Source organism: Paenalcaligenes sp. Me52 (genome assembly GCF_050487965.1).
In the GTDB taxonomy this organism is placed as follows: Bacteria; Pseudomonadota; Gammaproteobacteria; order Burkholderiales; family Burkholderiaceae_B; genus Paenalcaligenes.
The window spans coordinates 24,281-50,132 of record NZ_JBKQFO010000001.1; the positions used below are offsets into that span (position 1 = coordinate 24,281).

The following is a 25,852-nucleotide window of genomic DNA, read 5'->3' on the forward strand; positions in this document are numbered from 1 at the left end:
CCTGAATTTTCTGTTTAGTTTCTACCTGAGATTGTTGTGACTACCAAACGTCAATTTGGCGCTGCTGAACTGTTCGAGTTGTTGAGCTCCATGCGTTTCGCTGTGAGCCTGCTCATGTTCATCTGTGTGGCCAGTATCATCGGTACTGTGCTGGCGCAAAACCAGCCTATGAACATCTATGTGGACCAGTTCGGGCCATTTTGGGTAGATGTGTTCGATAGATTCTCAATCTGGACTATTTACAATACATGGTGGTTCTTGGTCATCATGGGTTTCTTGGTGGTGTCCACCACCGTCTGTGTGATCCGTCATGCGCCCAAGATGCTGAAAGATGCGCGCAACTTCAAAGAATATGTGCGCGGCAATAGCTTGCGTGCGTTTCCCCATAAAGTAGAAGTCAGCAATCACAACAGCCCAGAAAAAAATGCTGACGATGTACAAGCGTGGTTGAAGGTAAAAGGCTACCAGTACAAAGTACGTAAAGATGCTGATGGCAGCCTGATGTTGGCGGCTAAAAAAGGTAGTTCTAATCGCCTAGGCTATATTTTTGCGCACGTAGCTATTGTGGTGATCTGTATTGGCGGGTTGATGGACAGCGAGTTGCCCACGCGATTACAGGTATGGTTAGGTGGCAAGAAACCTATTACTGAAAATATTCTGATTTCTGAGGTTCCACCAGAAGGGCGTTTGCCAGCGGCTAACCCTAGCTTTAGAGCTAACCTCTTGGTGCCAGAAGGGGTGCGTACTGCCACTGCGGTAGTGAACGTGGACGAAGGTGTATTGGTGCAACCTATGCCTTTCGTGTTGGAACTCAAACGTTTTCTGATCGAGTATTACTCCACGGGTATGCCTAGCAGCTTCAAGAGTGAAGTGCGCATTACCGATCCCGATACGGGCGATAGTTTTGACAGAGTGATAGAGGTGAATGAACCTCTGCGCTACAAAGGCGTCACGGTGTATCAGTCTGGTTTTGATGATGGTGGTTCTACGGTAGAACTGTTGGCGTACCCATTGCATGGTACGCAAAGTCGTCCATTCCCTGTGTCAGGCAAAATTGGCGAGAGCACGCGTTTTGTAGTGGATGACGCAGGTACGGAAGTCAGTGTGAACTTTACTGAACTACGTACTATCAACGTGGAAGATATGCGTGACGGAGATCCTCAGCCTAAAGCATTAGCTGAGCATGTGGCGGCTGTAGCGGGCAGTGCCGCAGGTAAGCGTAACGAGAATTTGGTTAACGTAGGCCCTAGTGTGCATTACAAACTGACGGATAGTAGTGGTCAGGCACGTGAGTACACGCATTACATGGCTCCAGTGGTGTTGGATGGTTTCCCTGTGTTCTTGGCGGGTATGAATGTATCGCCGCAAGTGGGTTTCCGTTATGTGCGTATTCCTGCGGATGATCAGTTATCCATGCAAGAGTTCATGCGTTTACGTGCCGCATTGGAAGACCCTTCGTTAGTACGACAAGCGGCATTGCGCTTCGCAGAGCGTAACGGTGATGCTGCACCGAATTCCTTACTGCATACTGCGGCACAGAATGCGCTGACCAGTTTTGCTCGTGAAGGCTTTAACGGTTTGATCGGTCGTGTGCCAGAAGCTGAGCGCGAGAAAATTCTTGGCTTCACGGTGCCCATGATTCAGCTTTCGTTGATTGAGTTACGTGATATTCTGCGAGAACGTGCTGGCGAAAAAGAAATTGTGTATGAAGGCGATGAAGGTGTGCGTGCCCAACAGTGGACACAGCTTGCCGTACTAGCTTTGGCCAATTTGCCAGAATACCCAGCTCCGGTAATGCTGGGTCTGCGTTCGTTTGATCACGTACAGGCCAGTGTGTTCCAAGTGGCGCGTAGCCCAGGTATGTACATTGTGTATACCGGCTCGTTGTTCTTGGTGATTGGCGTCTTTACGATGTTCTATGTTCGTGATCGACGCATTTGGGTGTGGATACGACCACAAGAGGGTGGCAGCTCTATGCAGGCTGCAATGACCTCACAACGGCGCAATTTGGATTTCAACCGCGAGTTTGACGAGTTCAAACAGAGTTTCCAGCGCTTGTCCGCATAGAGAGGAGTCTAAAAAATGTCTGAGTCAGCAATGCTTTCCCAGTCACAACAGTGGCAGGCTTCCATGGCAGCAAGCGGGGATTCCCGTGGTGTGCGTGGTAGGCCGCAGCTAAGTGATTATTTGTACTTTATTGTGTTGTCGCTTGGCGTGGCATACTGTTTGACCGCCTATACCGACTTTATGGATGGCTACGAAAAAGTCATTCTCTGTGGTGCCGTGCCACTGTTAGTCTGGATGGGCTGGTTGTGGCGTCCACTGCGTACATTAACCGTACTAAGCGGTTTAACAGCGATTTTGGCTATTTGGCTGTACAGCAATGATGGTAGTTTGCTTAGCGGCGACCTTACCCGTGCAGACAGTGTGTTTTTGCTGCGCTATTTGTTCTCGTCACAATCCGCCATCCTGTGGATGTGTGCGTTGTTCATGATTGCGATGGTGTGCTACTGGATTGGCTATGTCAGCAAAACAGCCGCATGGTTGGGTACAGCGCTGACGTGGGGTGGTGTCTATGCAGGTACTGTGGGTATGTTCGTGCGTTGGCGCGAAGGCCACTTGTTAGGCCCTGGTTTAGGCCATATCCCTGTCAGTAACTTGTATGAAGTGTTTGTGATGTTTGCGTTGATCACAGCTCTGTTCTACCTGTATTACGAGCGTCGTTATGCGACCCGTAGCTTGGGTGGTTTTGTGCTGATGGTGATTAATGCTTCGGTGATCTTCTTGCTGTGGTACTCGTTTGCTCGCGATGCGCACCAGATCCAGCCATTGGTTCCTGCACTGAAAAGCTGGTGGATGAAGATTCACGTGCCCGCCAACTTTATTGGTTACGGTACCTTCGCCTTAGCGGCGATGGTGGGCTTTGCCTACCTGATCAAAGAAAATGGTCAAACACGCTCGTGGAGTAAGCTATGGCCAGTGTTTGTGCTGGGCATGTTGCTCTGTGCGGAGCCCATGATTTTTGGTTCACGCAGTGAATTCTCCGTTACATGGATGTTGTTCTTCGGTATTAGTGCGCTAATCGTAGGGGCTATTTTGGCGCTACGTGGCCCAATTTCCCGTCAGTTGCCTGATCTGGAAGTACTAGATGACATCATGTACCGCGCGATTGCCATCGGCTTTGCGTTCTTCACTATTGCCACTATTTTGGGTGCGTTGTGGGCGGCGGATGCATGGGGTACATACTGGCAGTGGGACCCTAAAGAAACATGGGCCTTGATCGTGTGGCTGAACTACGCGGCATGGTTGCACATGCGTTTGATGAAAGGCATGCGCGGCACTATTGGTGCTTACTGGGCACTGGGCGGCTTACTGATCACCAGTTTTGCATTCCTAGGTGTGAACATGTTCTTGTCCGGTTTGCACTCATACGGTGAGCTGTAAGCACCTAGAACACTGTAGTTAGTCCGTACTTACCGGGAGTGTTTGTCGATGAAGGACAGCACTTCCGGTGATTTCACTAAGTCTCGTATATCGCGGGCAGCCAATATCTCAGTTGGCGATCTAGCCCCAGACACCACAAAGCCCTGCACGTAATCTACGCCTATGTCGCGCAGTATATGCAGCGTCTCTACGTCTTCCACCCATTCTGCAATGCTCACCATGCCCAAGTTGCGTGCCAGCTCTACGATAGTGCGTACGATGGCCACATTGGTGTTCTTTAACAGCATGTTGTGTATGAGTGAGCCGTCTATCTTAATAGCGTCAGTAGGCAGCTCTTGTAGGTACGAGAATGAGGTATAGCCTGCACCAAAGTCGTCCAGTGCAATGCGTACGCCTTTGTGCTGCAATCGTTGCATGAACAAGCGGGTGCGTTCTAAATCTTGCAGTGCCACCCCTTCGGTGATTTCTACACACAGCCTGTTGGCGAGGTGATCGAAGTTTTCCAAAATGGTGAATAGCTCATCAATGAACTTGTCATCATTTAGGGACACGCCGCTAAGGTTGATATTGATTTGCTGGGTACGTGGCAGTTGTGTGTGGTGTTTGTCTAGCCACTCTAAGGTTGCTGCAAACACCCACTTGTCGATGATAGATACTGTGCCACTTTCTTCGGCTGCTGCGATGATTTTGCCGGATGGCATCAGATTATTTCGTGAGTCACGTACCCGTAGCAGTACCTCTACATTCAGTGAATTCAAGGGGTTCTGCAGAGCCATTAATGGCTGCATTTCCAGATACAAACCGCCCGAGGCACCGTTTTCCAGCTCTTTGAACAAGCGTAGTTCTTCGGCGTGTTGGTACAGTTCGGTAGACCCTTGTTTGTACAGTACAGATGGCAGTTGGGTGCGGCGAGCGTCGCGGCAAGCCCGGTTTGCTGCCGCTAAAGCATCTTCTGCACGGGTATCGGAAGACAGCTCTACCAAACCAATAGCGCTTTGCAGGTTAAAGCTACGGTTGCCTGCGTAGATGCTGCCTTGGTTTAGGGACTTAATGATCTTCTCGGCCGTGGCTTGAGCTTGCTCTGGCGTGGTGTCGTTAAACAGGATCAAGAATTCATCGTTACCCAGCCTACCTAGCTCTTGGCCTGGGTGCAGCGTAGTTTCAATGCGATGGCTTACCTCTTTAAGCAGAGCGTCACCTGCGGCGTGGCCATACGCATCATTCACGTGTTTAACGTAATTCAAATCCAAGTAGGCCAAGATGCAGTTATTACCCTCGCGTACCTTATCCAACGAGAACGATAAGGCCTTCTCTATGCCCCGTTTGTTCAGTACATCGGTGATGGGATCATGGTTGGCCATCTGTTTGAGCTTACGGATGGTTTCTGATCGTTTGCTGATGTCTTGTAGCGAGCCCTCAATCACTCCCGCAGTACGTAAGGCGCGTAACCCAAACTGTTGTGGCAAACCGGGGTGAGAGGCTGCTGATAAACGGCTGATGTCTGTGTCTTCACCGCTTAAGCTGGTTTGTATGATAGCTTCCCAGTCGGTCGTGCCAAAGAATTGTTCCCATTGGTAGTCTTCGATTTCCTCGTGCTCAGAGAGACCTAAAAAGGCATAGAACACACTGTTTGCATAGACGAACTGGCCATTCTCATCCAGTGTGAAAATTCCAAATGGGCTGATGCAGTGATTGGCGATTAGGGTTTGCTCCGCTACGGTGCGACTGTAGCGTTCTTCGCGTAAGCGTTCGCCCAGCAAGATCGCTACCATTAGACTAGATAGGGGTAGCGCCAGTACGCTTTGGAAGGTGTCTAGGAAGTTGCTGGATAGTCCCAGCAGCATCAGCAACATCAAGACCAACACACAAAGCGATGCGCTGAGCAGCATGATGTGCCAAAGCGATAAGGGGGCGGGTTGTTGTTCGGCGTGCATCATGCCATAGCACACGATCACAACGCAGCTGAGTAAGCCTATGGCGCTTAATAGCAGCATGGCAGGCATAAAGAGGGAGCGCTCTAGCAGGAAGGCTGCTGGCAGCAGGGCGAGTCCGCCCCACTGTAGGGCGCGTAATAACAGTGAAAAAGGTAGTGGCTGCAAGACGGTGCGCAGCAGTTGGGTAAAGAGGGTGTAGCTCACCAAGAAATAGGCGGCGAGAGTGGCTTGGCGAATAGTAGGTAGCCAGGTGGCGGGTAGTTCATGTCCTAACCAGAGGTTATCCCAACCCATGGCCATGGCGCCTAAACGTAGGTTGCCAACCAACCAGACTGCAACCAGCAGGTACAGGCTTTGTTTATTCAATAAGGCGATCACCAACAGCAATGCCGCCAAGGTGAGTAAACCGCCTTCTAGTAGCGCAATATAACGCGTGTAGCGCTGGCTGGCTTGTGCCCAGTCGGAGCTGGTCCAGTTCTGGATGCTGAAGGGTCCGGAAACGCTAGGCAATACATTGCAGTACACCGTACCTAGCGGGGCAAGGCCATTAGTTTGTAAATCATAACCATGACTAGAGCCTAAGGCTGAGGTAGGCAGTTGGCTGAGTTCTTCTTGCTCGGGTTGTGTGCCGTAGCAGTGCAGCCCGAGTAGGGGGCTGGTGGCAAAGCGTATGTCGTGGGCAGTGCTGTCAAAGTCTTCGGGTAGAGAAAACTGCAGCCAAAAAGGATCGTGTGTAGAAAGGCGTAATTCAGAGGGCTGTTTTGCCAGCGCTGTTTGTATTGCTGATGATGGAGGTGTTTGCGCGTAGGGAGCCGGCAGGGTTTGCAGGCTTAACGAAAAACCCGCAGCACTGGGGTAGTGTGCGGGTAGTTGCAACAATGCCACCAGCGAAAGCAGGCAAATAAACAGCGGCAGCACATAGATGCTGAGTACTTCGGTGATACGTTGGCTTGCGCCAGACCGTGTACGATCATTGAGTGTGATAGTGGAATCCATCATGAATTTAGACAGCCTTGATCACCACGGCAGACACGGATCAGCTGTCGTGGCAAATTGTTATAGTTTGTTAACGGTGAGGCGTCTGCGTTCTTTAAAAACTAAGCCCTGAAAATCAGGGCTTAGTGGTGATATTTAAGGTAGTAGGCTTTCTGAAGCAAAGAGGCTGTGTAGTTCTTCACGGGGGCGTACTACATGTGCAGTCTTGCCATCCACAATAATTTCGGCTGCACGTGGTCTGGTGTTGTAGTTGCTGGCCATGGTGAACCCGTACGCACCTGCTGACATAATTGCCAATAGATCGTGTTGTTCTAAAGCCAGTTTGCGGCCACGGGCTAACCAGTCACCGCTTTCGCAGATAGGGCCAACAATGTCGTACTCCAAGGCTGTAGTACCGTCTTGGCGAGGGCGTACAGCTTCTACATCGTGCCACGCATCGTAGAGTGTGGGGCGAATAAGATCATTCATGGCGGCATCAACGATGGCGAAATTTTTGGCTTCTGAGGGTTTCAGGTATTCCACTTTGGTCAGCAACACACCGGCGTTACCTACCATAGAGCGGCCAGGCTCCAACACCAACTGCAAGTGAGACAAGCCACGAGCATCCAATGCTTTGAAGACTTCAGTCAGCAGCATGGTTGGGGTCGCAGGCGTTTCGTCGGTGTAACGAATGCCCAAGCCGCCGCCCAAATCAAGGTGAGACAACTGCACGTCTTGTTGTGACAGGGTGTCAATCAGGTTCAGCAGTTTATCCAGCGCATCCAAGTAGGGGCTGATCTCGGTGATTTGAGAGCCGATGTGGCAGTCCACGCCAACGATGTTCAGTTGTGGGTGTTGTTTTGCTAGTGCGTAGACTTCAGGCGCATCTTCGATAGCAATACCGAATTTGTTGTCTTTCAGGCCAGTGGAAATGTAGGGGTGGGTGTGGGCGTCTACATCAGGGTTCACGCGCAGCGAGATGGGCGCTACACAATTTCTATCTGCAGCGATTTGCGCAATGTGCAACAACTCATTTTTGGATTCCACGTTGAAGCATTTGATCTGTGCATCCAGAGCTGCTTCAATTTCCCAGCGCTGTTTGCCTACGCCAGAAAACACCACTTTGCGTGGATCACCACCGGCAGCGATCACGCGTGCCAATTCACCGCCAGACACAATATCAAAGCCTGCACCGTGGTTGGCCAGTTCGCGCAGAATAGCCAAGTTGGAGTTGGCTTTCATGCCATAGCACACTAATACATCACGACCTTGTTTAGCCTTTTCATAGCTGTCCCAAGCGTCTTTCAACGCTTGTCGCGAATAGACATATAAAGGGGTGCCGTGCTCTTTGGCTAAGTCTTCCAGAGAGCATTGTTCGGCATGCAGTACGCCATTATGAAATTGAAAATTCGGAGCTACGGTCATGATGGTAAATAGAGGTCATGAAAAAAAGCAGGGGACTGATCCGATCACCGGGTCAGGCAGTAGGTGCAGTGTCAGTGTTGACGCTAGACGCTGCAGCTTGTTCGGGTAAAACGAGGGGGCCTTTATAGCCACATCCTCCAAGTATGACACTTGCTCCTACTACAAGGATAAGCGCCGCACGTTTAGGTGAAAATTTTGGCTGCATGGTGGTGTTATGAGCTGTTTTAAATTTGAAGTATGACAGCCTATGTGTAGACGTCAAACCTCCAGACAACAATGGTGCCATAAGGCACCATTGTGTGTTGTTAATTACGGTCTAGCAAATGTTTGTGGACTGTCGTCATAGACGTTGTCATCGTTTTGCAGGCCTTGTAGCAATGAATTGATGCCATCGTCAGGAACATCGGAAACGAAATTGTCCATGGCGCTAGGCAAGCCCACGCGTTCAATGGCTACCCCAGGTGGGAATTCGCTGTAATAGTAATCCCCATTAGTTTTAGTCAGACCGCTAGGCATTGGGCCTAATGGTTTGTTAGGTTTACCAGCCAGCGCTTCACGCATGAAGTTAATCCAGATAGGCATGGAAATGCCGCCACCTGTTTCGCCTGAACCCAGTGATTGCGGACGGTCAAAGCCCATCCATGCAATGCTGACTAGGTCTGGTGTATAGCCAGCAAACCACGCATCCAACGAGTTGTTGGTCGTACCGGTTTTACCGCCAATGTCATTACGTTTCAGCGTTGCTGAAGCACGAGCACCTGTACCCGATGTGGCTACGCCACGCAGCATGTCGTTCATGACATACGCAGTACGTGGATCTATAACCTGAGCTTTGGAATCACCAGCGACTACCGGTTTGGCGCGCATGACGACTTGGTCATTGCTGTCAGTTACGTAATCAATCAGGTATGGCTGTACTTTGTAGCCACCGTTCGCAAATACCGAGTAAGCACCCGCTAATTGCAATGGTGTCACGCTACCTGCACCCAATGCCAACGGCAATACGGCAGGGTTACGTTCACGATCGAAACCAAAGCGAGTAATGTAATCCTGAACATATTGTGGGCCTACCGCTTGCATAATGCGGATGGAAACCATGTTTTTGGATTTGTACAAACCTTGACGCATGGTCAGCATAGGTTCGTAACGGCCACCATAGTTCTTAGGATTCCATGCTCTGGAGCCCGTTTGTTCACGCGTCAATTGGAACGGGGTATCAGCAATTTGGGTGGCAGGAGTTAAGCCTTTTTCCAGCGATGAAGCATAGATAAAGGGCTTAAATGCGGAGCCAGGCTGACGCCACGCTTGGGTAACACGGTTGAACTTACCATCAGCAAAGTGGAAACCACCCACCATGGCTTGAATTGCACCGTCTTGAGGGCGAATAGCAACCAGCGCTGCTTGTACAGCAGGCATATTCACGACTTCCCAAGACTCAGGGTTCTTGAACAGATACACCACAGAACCACGGCTTAGGCGTTGGCCTTCGCTGGCATTAGGTGTCAAGGCGCGTGCCACAATACCCAATGCACGTTTGTCGGTAATGTCGATGATGGTATCGGCACTACGGGCAACAGTCAGTTTGGTTGGGCTAGCCGACAGCACCACGCCAGTTAGCAAATCGCCGGTGTCTGGGTAGTTGCGTTGTACGTCGTCCAGAATGTCGTTCAGCGCATCAGCATCTTGCTCAATACCTTCTGCCAAGCTGACTTGACCTTCAGGGCCTGGGAACGGCTTTCTGCGGGTGTAGTTCAGAATGCCGTCACGTACGCTGAGGTAAGCGGCTTCTTGGTCTTTGGAATTGATGGTGGTGTAGATGTTGAAACCACGGCTGTAGATGTTGTCTTGGTACACGTTGTACAGCAGTTGGCGTGCCAATTCAGCAGCGTATTCACCGTGAATCGCGTAGCCACCCGCTGGTGTGCCTAGAGCAGAACGGATTTCAATTTTCTGTGCACGAGCAGTTTCGTATTCGTCTTGCGTGATGTAACCCAAGTCCAGCATACGACGCAGCACACCCTGTTGTTGACGGGTAGATTCTGCGAAGTTGGTGATGGGGTTATAGCGAGAAGGCGCACGCTGAATACCAGCCAACATGGCAGCTTCTGCCAGTGTGACTTCTGTCAGGCTTTTACCGAAGTAGGTACGCGATGCAGCAGGAAAACCGTAAGAGCGATGACCCAGATAAATCTGGTTCATGTACAGATCCAGAATCTGGTCTTTGGTCAGCGTGGCTTCAATCTTGAACGTCAGCAGCAGCTCGTAGAACTTACGTGTGTACGTTTTCTCGGAAGACAGATAGAAGTTACGCGCCAACTGCATGGTGATGGTACTTGCGCCCTGTGACTTGCGCATGTTGACCATGTTCATGATCGCAGCACGAGCAACCCCGCGCAGATCAATACCACCGTGCTGATAGAAACGATCGTCTTCAGCAGCCAGCAAGGCTGATTTCATGACGTCGGGGATTTCGTTGAACGGCATAACATTGCGCCGTTCTTCACCGAACTCACCAATCAACACCTTGTCTGCGGTATAAATGCGCAAGGGGATACGAGGACGATAATCTGTCATGGCTGTGAGGTCAGGCAGGTTAGGCCATGCCAAGGCGAGCGCTAGCACAACCAGCAGCACGCCACTGACGGCCAAGCCAGTCAGTACCACGATAGATTTCACGATGAACCGGCGTAGCCAGGATCCGGAACGTTTAGTAGAAGTTTGGGCGGAAGAACTCATTGCGGGTGATTTTTTAGGCCCTAGGAACAGAATGTAGAGCGTGTGTACCAGTTTACTGTGTTAACAGACGCCATAAAACTCGGATAGTGTACTTTTTTTTGGGTGCGCTAATGGGATAATACACAAATGACAGACTCTTTACCCACAGAACTCATGCAAATTGACCCTTTACCCCCGTTGGGGGAAAGAGAACTGCAACATTTACGGCAACCCGATCAACGCCCCATTTTTCTGGTCGGCATGATGGGTGCTGGTAAAACAACTATAGGCAAACAACTGGCACGCAGCCTGAATCGCAGTTTCACAGATTTAGATCACGAACTGGAAGCACGCTGCGGAGTACGCATCGCAGATATCTTTGACATAGAAGGCGAAGAAGGGTTCCGCAGACGTGAAGCAGCGGCCTTAGATGCTTGCACTCGGTTACCAGGTATTGTGTTGGCAACGGGCGGGGGCGCCATTTTGTTGCCTGAAAACCGCAATTTTCTGAAACAACGAGGCTTGGTTGTGTATTTGCGGGCGAGCGCAGAAGAACTATTCAAACGCGTCGCCAAAGATAAAAGCCGTCCCTTGTTGCAAACTGCGAATCCACGTCAACGTTTGGCCGAGCTATTGGCTAAACGAGAGCCTATGTACGCAGAAGTGGCAGACATTGTGTTCGACACTGGAAGTGCGCCCATCTCTACCGCTGTGCGTGATTTGGCGGCTGAATTACTGAATAAATGTGAGGTCAAACAATGAGAGTAGTATCGGTGCAGACGCCTGGCGGCTCTTACCCCATACATATTGCGGCGGGGCGTTTAGCTAAGTTGGCAGACAGCATTCCTGCGGATGTGACCCGTATTGCGTTGATCAGCAACCCTACGGTGATGGGGTTGTACGGCGAGCAAGTGTTGGAAGCGTTGAGCCAAACCGGAAAACCGGTGCTGGAAGTGTCTATTCCTGACGGCGAAGCGTACAAAGACTGGAATACGCTAAATAGTATTTTTGATCGCTTGCTGGGTGAACGATTGGATCGCAAAGCGCTAATCGTGGCATTAGGCGGAGGAGTGGTGGGTGATATTGCTGGTTTTGCTGCCGCATGCTTTATGCGTGGCATCCGCTTTATCCAAGTGCCAACCACTTTGCTGGCTCAGGTGGATTCTTCAGTGGGTGGTAAAACTGCGGTGAATCACCCCTTGGGTAAAAATATGATTGGTGCGTTCTATCAGCCTATTGCGGTTGAGGTAGACATCAATGTGCTGCAAAGTCTGCCAGACCGTGAAATTGCAGCGGGATTGGCAGAGGTGATCAAGTATGGCCTAATTGTAGATGAAGGCTTTTTCCAGTGGTGCGAGCAAAATGTAGAAGCGCTGGTGAAGCGTGACCCGGAAGCACTGGCGTATGCGGTGCAGCGTTCTTGCGAAGTGAAGGCCGAAGTGGTCTCTGCTGATGAACGTGAATCAGGGCTACGTGCGTTGCTAAATCTGGGTCATACCTTTGGGCATGCGATTGAGTCCGGTTTGGGCTACGGTAAGTGGCTGCACGGCGAAGCTGTAGGTTGCGGCATGATTATGGCTGCCGAGTTGTCGGTGGCATGTTGCGGCTTCCCCGCAGAAAAAGTGCAGCGAGTGCGTGAGCTGGTGAAGAACATTGGTTGCCCAACCGTGCCTCCATCTTGGCCTGCTGAGCGCTGGATTGAGTTGATGGGTATTGATAAAAAAGCCGAAGGCGGGCAACTGCGCTTTGTGTTGATGTCCGACATTGGTAAGAGTCATGTACAGGCCGTAGTGCCAGAGAAAGTGGCAGCGGTCTTGGAAGGTTTCAAATAACCGATAAATAAGGGGATCGTTATGGTGTCACTGGCCGTTTATTCATGTTTTCCAGAACATAGCCGAGGTAGACGCCATCCAGAAGAAGCTCCGGAGCGGCGTAATGAGTTTCAACGAGACCGAGACCGTATCATCCATTGCCAAGCGTTTAGGCGGCTGGAGTACAAAACGCAGGTTTTCATTAATCATGAAGGTGACCTGTTTCGTACCCGCCTGACGCACAGTATTGAAGTCGCACAAATTGCCCGTTCGTTGGCAAGAAATCTACAGGTGCATGAAGACCTAGTAGAAGCGATTTCACTGGCGCACGATCTGGGGCACACCCCTTTCGGGCATGCAGGCCAAGAAGAGCTTAACGCCTGCATGCGCGAGCTAGTACCGCAAGCAGGTGGCTTTGAGCACAACCTGCAAAGTCTGCGTATTGTCGACACCTTAGAAGAACGCTATGCCGCCTTTGATGGCCTAAATCTGTGTTTTGAAACCCGTGAAGGTATTTTGAAGCACTGTAATTTGCGCCATGCCCATTTATTGGGTGACGTAGGCGAACGCTTCTTGCTGCGCAGACAGCCTTCCTTAGAGGCACAGTTGACCAATTTGGCTGATGAAATTGCCTACAACAATCACGATATTGATGATGGCCTGCGTTCAAAACTGATTACGTTAGAACAGCTGTGCGAAGTGCCTATTTTCTTCCAGCACTATGTGGCCGCGCGTCAAATGTACCCCGCTGTGTCGCAAAAGCGGTTGGTGGCTGAAACCATACGCACCATGATCAATACCTTTGTGCAAGATTTGACGCTGACTACTCAGCAAAATTTAGATATGGCCAGACCGGGTAGCGTAGACGAACTACGCCAAGCTGGGAAAATGGCAGCGTTTTCTATGGAAATGCGGGTAGAAGCGGATCATTTGAAGAAATTCTTGCGCGAGAACCTCTACCGCCATCCACAAGTGTTACGCATGATGAGCAAAGCGCGTCGCATTATTCGCGAGTTGTTTGTGGCGTACATGGAAGATCCACGCTTGCTGACAGCAGAGCACCGACGCGAAAGCCCACAAGCGCAAGCGCGTGCCATTGCGGACTACATTGCTGGTATGACAGACCGCTATGCGATCCGTGAACACCAGCAACTGTTCCACATGTAATGGGTAGGTAGTTAGGCAGGCACTGTGAGTAGTGCCTGCAAATAGCGTCCGGTATGGCTTTCTGGGGTAGACGCAATCACCTCAGGCGTGCCTTGTGCGACGATTTGACCGCCTGCAGCACCGCCTTCTGGCCCCATATCAATAACCCAATCAGCCGTTTTGATGACGTCCAGATTGTGCTCAATAATCACCACTGTGTTGCCCGCATCCACCAGCTTATTCAAGACATCCAACAGCAGCGCGATGTCTTGGAAGTGCAGACCAGTTGTGGGCTCATCTAAGATGTAGAAGGTACGGCCTGTGCTGCGTCGGGATAATTCCAGCGCCAGTTTTACCCGCTGAGCTTCACCGCCAGATAGGGTGGTCGCGCTTTGACCTAAACGCAGGTATGACAAACCCACGTCCATCAAGGTTTCTAGCTTGCGTGCAATAGCAGGCACAGCACCAAAGAAAGTTAGTGCTTGATCAACAGTTAGGTCTAGCACTTCGCTGATGTTTTTGCCGCGATAGTGGATATCCAAGGTTTCGCGGTTGTAGCGTTTGCCGTGACAAATATCGCAAGGTACGTAGATATCAGGCAGAAAGTGCATTTCTACCTTCATCACGCCGTCTCCCTGACACGCTTCACAGCGACCGCCTTTGACGTTAAACGAGAAACGGCCTGGGTCGTAGCCACGGGCACGCGCTTCAGGCACGCCCGCAAACAGTTCACGGATAGTGGTGAATAGACCAGTGTAGGTGGCGGGGTTACTACGTGGCGTACGACCTATAGGGCTTTGATCTACGTTAATCACTTTGTCAAAGTGCTCCAGCCCCTCCAAACCTAGGTAAGGGGCTGGTTCTGTTTGTGCGCGGTGATAATGCTGTGACAGTGCTGTCGCCAACGTGTCGTTGATCAAGGTAGATTTACCCGACCCAGACACGCCGCTGATGCACACAAAACGGCCTGCAGGAATATGCAGGTCTACGGATTTCAGGTTGTTGCCACTGGCACCGCGCAACACCAGCTCAGGCATATCGGGTGTGACCGGGCGGCGCGCAGGGATAGCTATGCGTTTTTGGCCGCTCAGGTATTGTCCGGTCAGGGACTTGGGCGACTGCAAAATAACGTCTGGCGTACCGGCTGCGACGATATGGCCACCGTGTTCACCAGCACCGGGGCCCATGTCCACAATGAAGTCAGCTTGGCGGATCATGTCTTCATCATGCTCCACTACAATTACGCTATTACCTAGGTCACGTAAACGTTTGAGGGTATCAATCAAGCGGTCGTTGTCGCGTTGGTGCAAGCCTATAGAGGGCTCATCCAGCACGTACATTACACCAGTCAGACCAGAACCGATTTGGCTGGCAAGACGAATACGTTGTGACTCACCACCGGAAATGGTGTCGGCACTGCGGTCTAGCGACAGGTAATTCAGCCCTACGTTATTCAGGAACTGCAGTCGCGCCAGAATTTCTTGCACAATGCGTTCAGCGATTTCTTTTTTCGCACCACTCAATTGCAACGCACCAAACCAGTGTTGGCAGTCGGCCAGCGACATAGCTTCTACTTCGTAGATAGCGCGCGGGTCATTTTCGCCTAGCAATACGTTACGTGCTTCGGTGCGTAGACGGGAGCCATGGCAAGAGGGGCACTGTTGAGTGCGACGCAGCTTAGACAGCTCTTCACGCACAGCAGGTGAGTCAGTTTCGCGCCAGCGGCGTTCTAAATTCGGGATTACACCTTCAAACGCATGACGTTTTACGGTGGTTTTGCCTTTCTCGTTTAAGTACAAGAAGGCGATTTCTTCGTTGTTTGACCCGTACAAAATGCAGTGGCGTATGGCTTCAGGCAGCTCTTCGAACGGTGTGTCTAGATCGAAGTCATAGTGAGCTGCTAGGCTAGTCAGCAATGTGTGGGTAAAGGCATTACGTTTATCCCAGCCGCTGATGGCACCGCTTGCCAAGCTCAGGTCAGGAAACGCGACCACGCGTTGGGGGTCAAAAAAGTCCACCAAACCTAAACCGCTGCAATCAGGGCAAGCGCCTGCAGGGTTGTTGAAGCTGAATAGACGCGGCTCTAGCTCGTTCAACTGGTAATCGCACAATGGGCAAGCGTAGTGGTTGCTGAACTGTAGTTCTTCTGATGTATCCAGATTCAGTACAGTAACGCGGCCTTGGGATAGCTCTAACGCAGTATCAAAGCTTTCAGCCAAACGCTGTGCGCTGTCGGGTTTGACGCGCAAGCGGTCTACCACCACTTCGACCAGTGCAGAATTATCGGGGGCGGGCGCTTGAATGTCTTCAATCGCACCCATTTCACCGTTTACACGCAAACGCACAAAACCTTGGGCTTGCAGAGCACGACGTTGTTGTTCGAATTCGTCATGCGTAGCTCGCAATACCGGTGCCAAAATCGCAATACGCGTTTCTTCAGGCAACGCCAGAGTTTGGTCCACCATTTGGCTGACATTTTGCATTTGCAGCGGCAAGTGGTGTTCAGGACAGTGAGGAGTGCCAGTACGAGCGTACAATAGGCGCAAATAATCGTGTATTTCGGTGGTGGTACCAACCGTAGAACGCGGATTGTGTCCTGCTGCTTTTTGCTCGATGGAAATAGCGGGGGATAAGCCTTCAATCAAATCAACATCAGGCTTGTCCATCAGTTGTAGAAATTGTCTGGCGTAGGCCGACAAACTTTCTACGTAGCGTCGCTGGCCCTCCGCATACAACGTATCAAATGCCAAGGAAGACTTGCCTGAACCGGACAAACCGGTAATCACCACCAGTTCATGGCGGGGCAAATCTACTGACAGGTTTTTGAGGTTATGCGTGCGCGCACCCCGTATACGTATTGCGTCCATCGTCGTGGGTATAGGGCTTTAAAAGGGTAACTTGTTACTATAGCCTGTTAGGCCATTTTTGTGCCAAAAGTCTGGCATAGCACTGCACAAAGAAGTGTAAGAATAGAGTGTTGCATGAGTCATACAGAAAATAAAAAAATGAGTAGTCGTCCTGAGCGCTTGAGTTTGACCCCACAGGAACGTCGTACCAGCACCATGTTGGCATGGTTGTTTGCGACACGCATGTTGGGTTTGTTCTTGCTAACCCCTGTGTTTGCCGTGGCGGCAAGCAGTTTGGTGGGCGGGCACGATGCCATGAAAGTGGGGATGGCCTTGGGGGCGTATGGGCTGACACAAGCCATTATGCAAATCCCGCTAGGTATGGCGTCAGATCGCTTTGGTCGCCGACCTGTGATTGTGGCAGGTATGTTGCTGTTTATCGTGGGGGGCATAGTCTGTGCGCTGTCCGATAGCGTAGACGGCATCATCGTGGGTAGGGTGTTGCAAGGTCTGGGCGCGGTGTCTGCTGCGATTACAGCCTGGGTAGCCGATGCGACACGCCCCGAGGTACGTACTCGAGCCATGGCGATGGTGGGGGCGTCTATTGGGTTGTCTTTTGCCCTGTCGCTGGTGTTGTCGCCGGTGTTGGTAGGGCAGTTCGGGCTATCAGGCTTGTTCTGGGCGATTAGTATCTTGGGCTTTATCTGTATGTTGCTGGCAGCCTTTGTGGTGCCAGCGGCCGAGCAAGTTATCCCGGTACTGCAATCCGCCAAAGCCAGTGATGTGCTGTCAGACCGTAACCTGCTGCGCCTGAACTACGGTGTGTTTGTCTTACACGCCATCTTGATGATGATGTTTATGGTGGTGCCAGGTTTGCTGGAACAAACTGGTGGCTTACAGACAGCAACGTTGTGGAAAGTGTATTTACCGGTGATTCTGGTATCTTTCCTGTTTATGGTGCCGGTGGTGTTTTACACTGAAACGCGTAAGTGCCATCAAGCCATTCTGATGAAGATGGTGCTGTTACTGGCATTGGTATTGTTAGTCATGCCCGTGGTAATCCACAACTTCTGGGGGCTGATGGCATTACTGGTGCTGTTTTTTGTCGCATTTAACGTGTTGGAAGCACTGCAACCTTCGTTGGTGTCGCGTCAGGCACCGGCTGAATACAAAGGGTTGGCGCTAGGCTTTTACAACATGTCGCAATCGTTAGGCGTATTTGGTGGTGGTGTAATGGGCGGTATATTGGCTGCCCAACAAGGCCCCCAAATCGTATTGTGGTTAGGCGCCGCATTGGCCATCTCGTGGTTGGTGCTGGGGCGTGGTCTGCAAACACCAGACTAAATAACAGATAGCAGGCCGCACGACTATGGCCATCCGTAAATATGTGGAGTGGCATAGTCTAAGTGGGGACGATCGTAGATAATACGGGTTATAGATTTTTTGAACAGGATACAGTCATGGCATCGGTAAACAAGGTAATTTTGGTGGGCAACTTGGGTCGTGATCCCGAAGTACGTTATGGCGCAGAAGGCAATGCCATTTGCAACATCTCTATTGCCACTACCTCCAACTGGAAAGATCGCAACAGCGGCGAACGTCGTGAGGAAACCGAATGGCACCGTGTGGTGTTCTACAACCGTCTGGCTGAAATCGCTGGCGAGTACCTGAAAAAAGGCCGTTCGGTTTACGTAGAAGGCCGCCTGCGCACACGCAAATGGCAAGGCCAAGACGGTAAAGACAACTACACCACTGAAATCATCGCTGACCAAATGCAAATGTTGGGTGGCCGTGATGGTGGTGGCGATGCTGATTTCGGCGGTGGCGATTACAGCGCTCCCCGTGCACCACAACAACAGCAACAACAACGTGCAGCGGCTCCTCAACAAGCCCCACGTCAGCAGCAAGCTGCTAATCCATACCAAGCTCCTGTGGATAACTTGGCTGATATGGATGACGATATTCCGTTCTAAGGTTTAGTCGCCATCACGCAGTACCCAAAGCCCAGCCGACTCTGTCGCGCTGGGCTTTTTTCTTATGGACACAACCTGTGCTCTTTTAGTCGAGTGTGGTCAGAGTTTTGTGTCCACCGAGTCAGTGTTAGGGGCAGACACATGACGAGAGGGTGCGGGCTACCTCTGCGCTCGCAGTAGCGAGCACTCAAAATTTACGCAGAAGTTACGATCAGAAAAAAGGGGGCTGATTACTATTTGTGCATGGCAATTTCGCCATTCTGAAGCGAAAAGAACATGCGCCTTACATTTTCTAAAAACCTAGTAGGCATCATCGCAGATTGCGGTGGTGCCTTGGTCGTTGTGCTACCGGTTAACAGGCATGCACAGGCGACTCAATGCCCATCACTAATGTTACGTAGTGGGGGCAGATCATGACTGAATTTTTTCTGGTATTTGCCTTAGCCATTTTATTGGGTTGGCCGCTAGGCCGGTATTTAGCGGCGGTGATGCGTGGGGAACCAATGCGTAGCGATGCGCTGTTTAGTTGGTTAGAACGCCCCTTGTACGCGTTGATAGGTACGAATCCCAAACAAGGGATGAGCTGGCGTGGTTACGCCGGTGCGTTCTTGTTCAGTAATGTGGTGCTAGCCATCATTGTGTGGGTCATGTTGATGACGCAAGCGTGGTTACCGTTGAATCCCAATGATGCTCCCAATATGAGCTGGGATTTGGCATTGCACACCATGGTTTCCTTCTTAACCAATACCAACCAACAGCACTATGCGGGTCAGGCACAGCTTTCGTACTTGAGCCACATGATGGGCATTATTGCGTTGCAGGTGATCACGCCCATGATGGGGCTGGCCTTAGTGGCGGCAACGTTGCGTGGGCTGTTTGGAGGGCGTAATGCAGAAGCACGTAAAGCGGAAGAGCATAGCCACGAGTCCGTAGATATGGGTAATTATTGGGCTGACGTGATTCGCCCTACCTTACGTTTCATGTTGCCGCTGTGTTTGGTGTGGTCTGTGTTGCTGACCAGTCAGGGCGTGCCAGCGACTTTTGATGGTGGGCCTGTAGTTGCGCCGGTAGATAGCACCGTAGAAATGACAGAGCAGAAGATCCCATTGGGCCCGGTGGCGCCTATGGTGGCCATCAAACAGTTGGGTACTAACGGTGGTGGGTGGTATGGCCCAAACAGCACGGTGCCGCTAGAGAACCCCACACCACTTTCTAACTTCCTCGAAACACTGGCATTAATTTTGGTGCCGGTATCGGTGGTGTTCATGATTGGCCCCTTTACTGGACGTAGAAAGTTTGCAGCCTTTGTGTTTGGGACGATGTTGTTGATGTCGCTTGTGTCGGCGGGTGCGGCACTGTGGTCCGAGGGCTATTCATCCACCAGCACCGATATAGCGTTGATGGAAGGTAAGGAGGTGCGGTTGGGTGCAGAGCCTTCAGCGTTGTGGACGGCATTGACCACACAGACCTCAAACGGCTCAGTGAATTCTATGCATGACTCGGTGGCGCCGCTGACCGGCTTAGTTGCTTTGAGTGACATGTTGATTAACTCGATTTGGGGTGGCATTGGCAGCGGTCTACAGCAGTTCCTCGTGTATTTGATGCTAGGCGTGTTTCTGGCGGGGCTGATGACGGGCCGTACTCCGGAACTCTTTGGGCGCAAGATTGAAGCATCGGAAATTAAGTTGCTAGGTGTGTTGCTGCTCTGGCATCCCTTGGTGCTATTAACACTGACCGCCGTAACATTGTCGTTCCCCAGTTTGGCGGGTACGACCAACCCCGGCTTTCACGCCATTAGCCAAGTGTTTTACGAGTATGTGTCTGCCTTTGCCAATAACGGTTCTGGGTTTGAAGGCTTAAGCGATGGCTCAGTGTGGTGGAACACAACCTGCAGTTTCATGCTGGCGGCAGGGCGTTATCCGGCTTTTATTATTCCTTTGGCCATTGCTTCGATGTTGGCACGTAAACGTCAGTCGCCAGAAAGTAGCGGCAGTCTGCAAATCGAAACACCTACGTTCTCGTTGACTTTGGTGGCCGTGATTGTGGTGCTGACATTGCTGCAATTTATGCCCGTGTTAGTGCTTGGCCCTGTGGCCGACCATTTGACTCTGATCGCTCGCTGAGGATTACATCATGAGCAATACAACATCCCAACAACACGCTAGCACTGCGTCGTCAACGCACACATTGCAGGGCTTTTTCTCTACCTTAGTGGCAGCGTTTATTAAGTTGGCCCCGCATCACATTATTCAAAATCCGGTGATGGCGGTGGTATGGCTAGGCACAGTACTAACGGCCGTTGCCACCATGGCAGGCTGGGCGCAACCTGGTTTTGGATGGTCGGTAACACTGATTTTACTGGTGACGGTGCTATGTGGTAATTATGCCGAAGCCGTCGCCGAGTCTAGGGGGCGGGGGCAGGCCGCCTCATTGCGTCGTACACGTCAGAATTTGATGGCAAGAAAAGTCGATGCATCTGGCAGTGAGCAGCTCATTCCTGCCTCTGAATTGCATGCCGGTGATTTTGTTGTCGTGGAAGCCGGGCAGCAGATCCCCGCTGATGGTGAGGTGATCGAGGGTTTGGCAACGGTTAATGAAGCGGCGGTGACAGGTGAGTCGGCACCGGTATTGCGCGAAGCCGGTACGGATCGCTCAGGGGTGATAGGCGGTACCAAAGTGCTGTCAGATCGTATTGTTGTGCGTATCACAGCTGAACCTGGCCATAGTTTCTTAGACCGGATGATTGCGTTGGTTGAAGGTGCCAACAGACAAAAAACGCCTAACGAGGTGGCGTTGGGTTTGCTGTTGGGGGTAATGACCATCACCTTCTTGATTGTCGTGACTACCTTACCGTTTATTGGTGCGTTCGTAGGCATAGAGATCAATATTGTGTTGTTGGTCGCGCTGCTGGTGTGTTTGATTCCTACTACCATCGGCGGCTTGTTGCCTGCTATTGGTATTGCAGGGATGAATCGTGCCCTACAAGCCAATGTATTAGCGAAATCCGGTAAAGCGGTAGAGGTTGCAGGCGATGTGGACGTACTGCTATTGGATAAAACCGGCACTATCACCTATGGCGATAGGCAAGCCACGGCCTTTCATCCGTTATCGGGCGTGGGTATTTCGCAGTTGAGCCATGCGGCGTTAATGGCTTCTTTGGCTGACCCCACCCCAGAAGGGAAGTCCATCGTTCAGTTAGCACAAGGCGAAAACGGCGAGCAGATGAAACCCGTAGGTGCGACTTTTGTTCCTTTTTCGGCGCAGTCTCGAATGTCGGGTGTAGACCTGCCTAATGGTCACATCATCCGCAAGGGGGCTATAGATGCCATTACTCAACACGTGCGGCAATTGGGTGGTGCTATTACGTCTGAGCTGGAAGAAAAAGTCACCAAAGTGGCACGTAAAGGGGCAACCCCATTAGTAGTGTGTGACGGTAAGTTTGTACTGGGCGTTATTGAGCTATCGGACGTGATCAAACACGGTATTAAGGAACGATTCGCTCGCTTGCGTGAGATGGGGATTAAAACGGTGATGATCACCGGAGATAACCCACTGACGGCGGCCAGCATCGCTGCAGAAGCAGGGGTGGATGATTACATTGCCGAGGCCAGACCAGAAGACAAGTTGGCACGTATACGAGCCGAGCAAGCGGGTGGGCGTTTAGTGGCGATGGTGGGCGATGGCACCAATGATGCTCCTGCCTTGGCGCAAGCCGATATAGGGCTAGCCATGAATTCGGGTACTCAGGCAGCAAAAGAGGCCGGCAATATGGTGGATTTAGATAGTGACCCTACAAAGTTGTTGTCAGTAGTGGAAATTGGTAAGCAGCAGCTCATTACACGGGGCGCATTGACCACCTTTTCGTTGGCGAATGATATCTCCAAGTATTTTGCGATTTTGCCAGCGTTATTTGCTGCCGCCATTCCGCAAATGGCCGTACTGAATGTCATGAATTTGGCTAGCCCAACCAGTGCCATATTGTCGGCGCTGATTTTTAATGCGCTGATCATTCCGTTGTTGATTCCGTTGGCCTTACGAGGGGTGCGCTTTAAACCCTCCAGTGCGACGCAACTGTTGCGCAACAATATGCTGGTGTATGGCGTGGGTGGTGTGGTGTTGCCGTTTATTGCGATTAAGGCAATTGATGTGGCGATTACGTATTTGTTTGTGGTGTAAGGGGTAGAGTATGTTGAGTAAAAACACATCAGTCGTAGCAGATACACAGCAGTCGCTGCCGCCTTCTGATAAAGGGGTAGTACGTGGTGCACTCGGTTTAGCTGCCATTGCGTTGGTAGGCGTTGGTTTGATCTATCCACTGGCTGCTGTGGGTGTGGGGCAACTCGCATTTCCTGACACGGCAAACGGCAGTTTGGTGATGCAAGGCGGGAAGATAGTGGGCTCATCGCTAGTGGCGCAGCCTTTTGAGGATGCGCGTTATTTCCAGTCCCGGGCATCGGCCGCAGAATATGACACGATGGCGCTGTCTGGGAGTAATCTAGCTCGTACAAACCCAGAGTTAAGACAACGCATTGCTGAGACAACCACCGCAGTTGCACAGTGGGAAGGAGTGGATCCAGCCTTGATACCCAGTGATATGGTGACGCAATCCGGAGGAGGTATTGATCCGCACATTAGTCCGCTGTCGGCCGCAATACAGGTCAAGCGTGTGGCGCAAGCACGTGGTGTTGAACCTAGTGTGGTTGAGGCGTTGGTTGCACAGCATACCGCCGGTAAGCAATTGGGTGTGTTGGGGCAACCGCGCGTTAATGTGTTGGAACTGAATGTGGCCTTGGATGCGCTGTCGCACTAGTGCTGACAACCTAAAAGCCCGTATTTCAAACGTCGTATTGTGAGGACTAGCCTTGTTATGGGAACAGAACAGGCCGATGCCATTCTAGGAGAGCTTCAACGGCAACATGCCGGGCGCTTAACCGTCTTTTTGGGGGCGGCGCCTGGTGTGGGTAAAACCTATGCCATGTTAATGCGTGCGCACGAGCTGCATCGCCAAGGTGTGGATGTGACCATAGGCATCGTCGAGACACATGGGCGTAGCGAGACTCAAGCGATGATCGAAGGGCTGCCTTTATTGCCACGTAAGACAGTGGAATACCAAGGGCGACAGCTAGAAGAGATGGACCTAGACGGGATTCTCAGCCGTAATCCCGCCATTGTTCTGGTGGATGAACTGGCCCATCGAAACGTACCCGGTAGTCGCCACGAAAGACGGTGGCAGGATGTGGTGGAGTTGCTGGATGCGGGCATTGATGTATACACCACGGTGAATATTCAGCACTTAGAAAGTGTGAATGATGTGGTGCATCAAATCACCGGTATACGTGTGAGTGAAACCGTGCCCGATGCCGTATTTGATAGGCTGCGTGACATACGGCTCATCGACTTGCCTGCGCAAGACCTTATTGAACGGTTGAATCAGGGCAAAGTGTATTTGCCTGAGCAAGCGGCACAGGCATTACAAGCCTTTTTCTCACCAGCCAACCTGACAGCATTGCGCGAGTTGGCGATGCAAACCGTTGCTGAGTATGTGGATGCTGACCTGCGTGAAAAAAGGGCAGCCCGCGGCTTAGAGGGTGTCTCTATCCAATGCCAAGTGTTGATCGCTATTGATGGTCGCGGGCAATCAGAGTATTTGGTTAGGGCCGGAGCACGAATTGCTGAGCGTCGCGGGGTGCCGTGGGCAGTGGTGACAGTGGAAACCGGTCGTTCTGCTGATGCGTCTACAACTCACGCGCGTCTGGCGTCTATGTTTAGTAAACGTATGCACATAGAGCGGCAGCGGTTACTAGAAATCGATAAAGCCTTTGCCTTAGCGCGTAGTTTGGGTGGTGAAGCCGAGGTACTGCACAACACCGATGTGACACAGGCATTGTTGGATATGGCTGCTACACGTGGTGTGAAATCTATAGTGATTGGGCGTACCCGCGAGCGGCCTATTGCACGTATGTTTAATCGCACGTTAACGCAGCAATTGTTGCTGCGTGGGGCGCATTACGAACTGACCATCGTGAGTACGCCGTTAGTACATCAACGGGAATCGCAGTGGTCAGATTTAAGCCAGGCGGAGTTTCCTAAGCAAGAATTGGGGCTCATTCTGCTAGCCAGCGTGGGGGCGATTGCCACTGCTGCTGTGGCAGAACGTGTATTGGGCTTGCAAGACCTATCCATGGTCTTTCTGGTGGCGGTGATGCTGGTCGCGTCGCGTGCCCGTATGACTTCATCAGTGATTACCGCCGTACTGTGTTTTCTGGCGTATAACTTTTTCTTTATTGAGCCGCGTTACACCCTGTTGATCAGTGCGCATCGTGGGCTGGTATCGGTATTGCTGTTTTTAGCCGCGGCGTTGATCGCAGGGAGGTTGGCCTCTAGATTACGTATGCAGGTTATGGCGCTGCGCGCAGCGAATGCACATGCAACGGCAATGCAAAGCTTAGGGCGAAAGCTCGCTAAAGCGGCTGATCTTGGGCAGGTAATTGCGGCAGGCACATCCGTGCTGCAGACCTCACTGCATGTGCAAGCGTGGATGCGTATTCAGACAGAGTATGGCCCTAAAACGCCAGTGGGACAGTTGTCAGAGAAAGACATGATGGCGGCAGACTGGACGCAACAACATGGCCAAGCCAGTGGACGGTACACCGATACCCTGACGCAATCTGCATGGTGGTTTCTGCCTATACGTTCCAGTGAACTCAGTTTGGGTGTGATCGCGCTGAAGTTTCCTGCCGAGATGGAACGCCTATCGTTTGAACAGCGACGCCTAGCTGAAAGTATGGCGGACGACATTGCGCAGGCAGCACTTCGTACACGGTTGGTGTCAGAGTTAGAGGTGGCGAGAGTCACCGGCGAAACGGAGCGTTTGCGTTCAGCCTTACTGTCCAGCGTTTCTCATGATCTACGCTCACCGCTATCTTCCATGATTGGTGCAGCGGATAGCTTGACCCGCTATGGCAAAGACATGAGTGCAGAAGACCGTAGCAGTTTGCTGGAAACCATCAGTGTAGAAGGTGAACGCTTAGATCGTTATATTCAGAATTTGTTGGATATGACGCGATTGGGGCAACATGGTTTGTCGCTAACTCGAGATTGGATAGGTGTTGATGAGTTGGTGGGTTCTGCGGTGCATAGGCTGCAGCGTTACGAACCCAAGGTACTCGTGACTACGCACATTGATGCCAGTGTGGGCTTCATTCACGTACACCCTGCATTAATTGAGCAGGCCATCTTTAATGTGATGGAGAATGCCGCAAAGTTCTCACCAGAAGGTGTGGCCATTACTGTGAGTGTTGCCTTGGTAGATGACAAGACCGTACAGATTGATGTGTCGGATCAAGGTCCTGGTATTCCAGATGACGAACGTAGTCGCATTTTTGATATGTTTTATAGCGTAGAGCGCGGTGACCGGGGTCAACACGGTACAGGGCTTGGGCTAACCATTGTGCAGGGCATAGTGGGCGCACACATGGGTAAAGTGGAAGCGTTGTTAGGCCCAAATGAGCGAGGCACATGCATACGTTTAAGTCTGCCCGTCGGGGAGCGACCACCCAGCAATGAATTTGAGGATGACTAAT

General features: G+C 51.5%; 16 protein-coding genes. 11 read left to right on the top strand and 5 right to left on the bottom strand.

The window, feature by feature from the left end:
- Positions 1-90 precede the first annotated feature (90 nt).
- Entirely contained in the window at positions 91-2,067 is a 1,977-nt protein-coding gene (locus ACLO87_RS00155) for a cytochrome c biogenesis protein ResB (protein WP_135861553.1), read from the top strand.
- A gap of 15 nt (positions 2,068-2,082) precedes the next feature.
- Positions 2,083-3,444: a c-type cytochrome biogenesis protein CcsB gene (ccsB, locus tag ACLO87_RS00160; RefSeq protein WP_135861543.1), complete on the top strand. Its 1,362-nt coding sequence runs from the start codon at positions 2,083-2,085 to the stop codon at positions 3,442-3,444.
- A gap of 29 nt (positions 3,445-3,473) precedes the next feature.
- On the opposite strand, the gene ACLO87_RS00165 is transcribed toward ccsB, so the two are convergent.
- From ACLO87_RS00165 to ACLO87_RS00180, 4 genes are all read right to left on the bottom strand, one after another.
- Positions 3,474-6,377, bottom strand: a complete 2,904-nt coding sequence (locus tag ACLO87_RS00165; RefSeq protein ID WP_430222436.1) for a putative bifunctional diguanylate cyclase/phosphodiesterase — start codon at positions 6,375-6,377, stop codon at positions 3,474-3,476.
- A 132-nt stretch (positions 6,378-6,509) separates the two neighbouring features.
- Positions 6,510-7,778 carry a diaminopimelate decarboxylase gene (lysA, locus tag ACLO87_RS00170; RefSeq protein WP_135861541.1) on the bottom strand — a complete coding sequence of 423 codons (1,269 nt, stop codon included), beginning with the start codon at positions 7,776-7,778 and terminating at the stop codon, positions 6,510-6,512.
- A 52-nt stretch (positions 7,779-7,830) separates the two neighbouring features.
- Positions 7,831-8,064: an LPS translocon maturation chaperone LptM gene (gene lptM / locus ACLO87_RS00175; protein ID WP_135861540.1), complete on the bottom strand. Its 234-nt coding sequence runs from the start codon at positions 8,062-8,064 to the stop codon at positions 7,831-7,833.
- Between the two features lie 23 nt (positions 8,065-8,087).
- Positions 8,088-10,514 carry a penicillin-binding protein 1A gene (locus ACLO87_RS00180; RefSeq protein WP_430222437.1) on the bottom strand — a complete coding sequence of 809 codons (2,427 nt, stop codon included), beginning with the start codon at positions 10,512-10,514 and terminating at the stop codon, positions 8,088-8,090.
- Between the two features lie 126 nt (positions 10,515-10,640).
- Here ACLO87_RS00180 and ACLO87_RS00185 point away from each other — a divergent pair, with 126 nt between their 5' ends.
- The 3 genes from ACLO87_RS00185 to ACLO87_RS00195 are packed head-to-tail and all read left to right on the top strand — an operon-like array spanning position 10,641 to position 13,471.
- A complete protein-coding gene (locus ACLO87_RS00185) occupies positions 10,641-11,255 on the top strand; it encodes a shikimate kinase (RefSeq protein ID WP_135861538.1) in 615 nt (204 codons plus the stop codon).
- On the top strand, positions 11,252-12,325 hold the full coding sequence (gene aroB, locus ACLO87_RS00190) for a 3-dehydroquinate synthase (protein WP_135861537.1): 1,074 nt from the start codon (positions 11,252-11,254) through the stop codon (positions 12,323-12,325). The genes ACLO87_RS00185 and aroB overlap by 4 nt, the downstream gene beginning before the upstream one ends.
- A gap of 3 nt (positions 12,326-12,328) precedes the next feature.
- Positions 12,329-13,471: a deoxyguanosinetriphosphate triphosphohydrolase gene (locus ACLO87_RS00195; protein ID WP_430223701.1), complete on the top strand. Its 1,143-nt coding sequence runs from the start codon at positions 12,329-12,331 to the stop codon at positions 13,469-13,471.
- Between the two features lie 11 nt (positions 13,472-13,482).
- Here ACLO87_RS00195 and uvrA read toward each other — a convergent pair whose 3' ends face one another.
- Positions 13,483-16,317: an excinuclease ABC subunit UvrA gene (gene uvrA, locus ACLO87_RS00200; protein ID WP_430222438.1), complete on the bottom strand. Its 2,835-nt coding sequence runs from the start codon at positions 16,315-16,317 to the stop codon at positions 13,483-13,485.
- 114 nt (positions 16,318-16,431) lie between these two features.
- Here uvrA and ACLO87_RS00205 point away from each other — a divergent pair, with 114 nt between their 5' ends.
- The 6 genes from ACLO87_RS00205 to ACLO87_RS00230 all read left to right on the top strand — a co-directional run bounded on the left by ACLO87_RS00205 (position 16,432) and on the right by ACLO87_RS00230 (position 25,851).
- A complete protein-coding gene (locus ACLO87_RS00205; protein WP_430222439.1) occupies positions 16,432-17,640 on the top strand; it encodes an MFS transporter in 1,209 nt (402 codons plus the stop codon).
- Positions 17,641-17,756: 116 nt separating this feature from the next.
- Positions 17,757-18,269 carry a single-stranded DNA-binding protein gene (gene ssb, locus ACLO87_RS00210; RefSeq protein WP_430222440.1) on the top strand — a complete coding sequence of 171 codons (513 nt, stop codon included), beginning with the start codon at positions 17,757-17,759 and terminating at the stop codon, positions 18,267-18,269.
- Positions 18,270-18,682: 413 nt separating this feature from the next.
- Positions 18,683-20,392, top strand: coding sequence for a potassium-transporting ATPase subunit KdpA (gene kdpA, locus ACLO87_RS00215; RefSeq protein ID WP_430222441.1), 1,710 nt, complete (start codon positions 18,683-18,685; stop codon positions 20,390-20,392).
- A 10-nt stretch (positions 20,393-20,402) separates the two neighbouring features.
- Positions 20,403-22,445: a potassium-transporting ATPase subunit KdpB gene (gene kdpB / locus ACLO87_RS00220; protein ID WP_430222442.1), complete on the top strand. Its 2,043-nt coding sequence runs from the start codon at positions 20,403-20,405 to the stop codon at positions 22,443-22,445.
- 10 nt (positions 22,446-22,455) lie between these two features.
- Entirely contained in the window at positions 22,456-23,079 is a 624-nt protein-coding gene (kdpC, locus tag ACLO87_RS00225) for a potassium-transporting ATPase subunit KdpC (protein WP_430222443.1), read from the top strand.
- A 57-nt stretch (positions 23,080-23,136) separates the two neighbouring features.
- A complete protein-coding gene (locus ACLO87_RS00230; RefSeq protein WP_430222444.1) occupies positions 23,137-25,851 on the top strand; it encodes an ATP-binding protein in 2,715 nt (904 codons plus the stop codon).
- Position 25,852 lies beyond the last annotated feature (1 nt).

Bases quoted from the DNA above. Each gene is read 5' to 3' on its own strand.
- ACLO87_RS00155 (WP_135861553.1), top strand. From the start codon at position 91: ATGCGTTTCGCTGTGAGCCTGCTCATGTTCATCTGTGTGGCCAGTATC.
- ccsB (WP_135861543.1), top strand. From the start codon at position 2,083: ATGTCTGAGTCAGCAATGCTTTCCCAGTCACAACAGTGGCAGGCTTCC.
- ACLO87_RS00165 (WP_430222436.1), bottom strand. From the start codon at position 6,377: ATGATGGATTCCACTATCACACTCAATGATCGTACACGGTCTGGCGCA.
- lysA (WP_135861541.1), bottom strand. From the start codon at position 7,778: ATGACCGTAGCTCCGAATTTTCAATTTCATAATGGCGTACTGCATGCC.
- lptM (WP_135861540.1), bottom strand. From the start codon at position 8,064: ATGGCACCATTGTTGTCTGGAGGTTTGACGTCTACACATAGGCTGTCA.
- ACLO87_RS00180 (WP_430222437.1), bottom strand. From the start codon at position 10,514: ATGAGTTCTTCCGCCCAAACTTCTACTAAACGTTCCGGATCCTGGCTA.
- ACLO87_RS00185 (WP_135861538.1), top strand. From the start codon at position 10,641: ATGACAGACTCTTTACCCACAGAACTCATGCAAATTGACCCTTTACCC.
- aroB (WP_135861537.1), top strand. From the start codon at position 11,252: ATGAGAGTAGTATCGGTGCAGACGCCTGGCGGCTCTTACCCCATACAT.
- uvrA (WP_430222438.1), bottom strand. From the start codon at position 16,317: ATGGACGCAATACGTATACGGGGTGCGCGCACGCATAACCTCAAAAAC.
- ACLO87_RS00205 (WP_430222439.1), top strand. From the start codon at position 16,432: ATGAGTCATACAGAAAATAAAAAAATGAGTAGTCGTCCTGAGCGCTTG.
- ssb (WP_430222440.1), top strand. From the start codon at position 17,757: ATGGCATCGGTAAACAAGGTAATTTTGGTGGGCAACTTGGGTCGTGAT.
- kdpA (WP_430222441.1), top strand. From the start codon at position 18,683: ATGACTGAATTTTTTCTGGTATTTGCCTTAGCCATTTTATTGGGTTGG.
- kdpB (WP_430222442.1), top strand. From the start codon at position 20,403: ATGAGCAATACAACATCCCAACAACACGCTAGCACTGCGTCGTCAACG.
- kdpC (WP_430222443.1), top strand. From the start codon at position 22,456: ATGTTGAGTAAAAACACATCAGTCGTAGCAGATACACAGCAGTCGCTG.
- ACLO87_RS00230 (WP_430222444.1), top strand. From the start codon at position 23,137: ATGGGAACAGAACAGGCCGATGCCATTCTAGGAGAGCTTCAACGGCAA.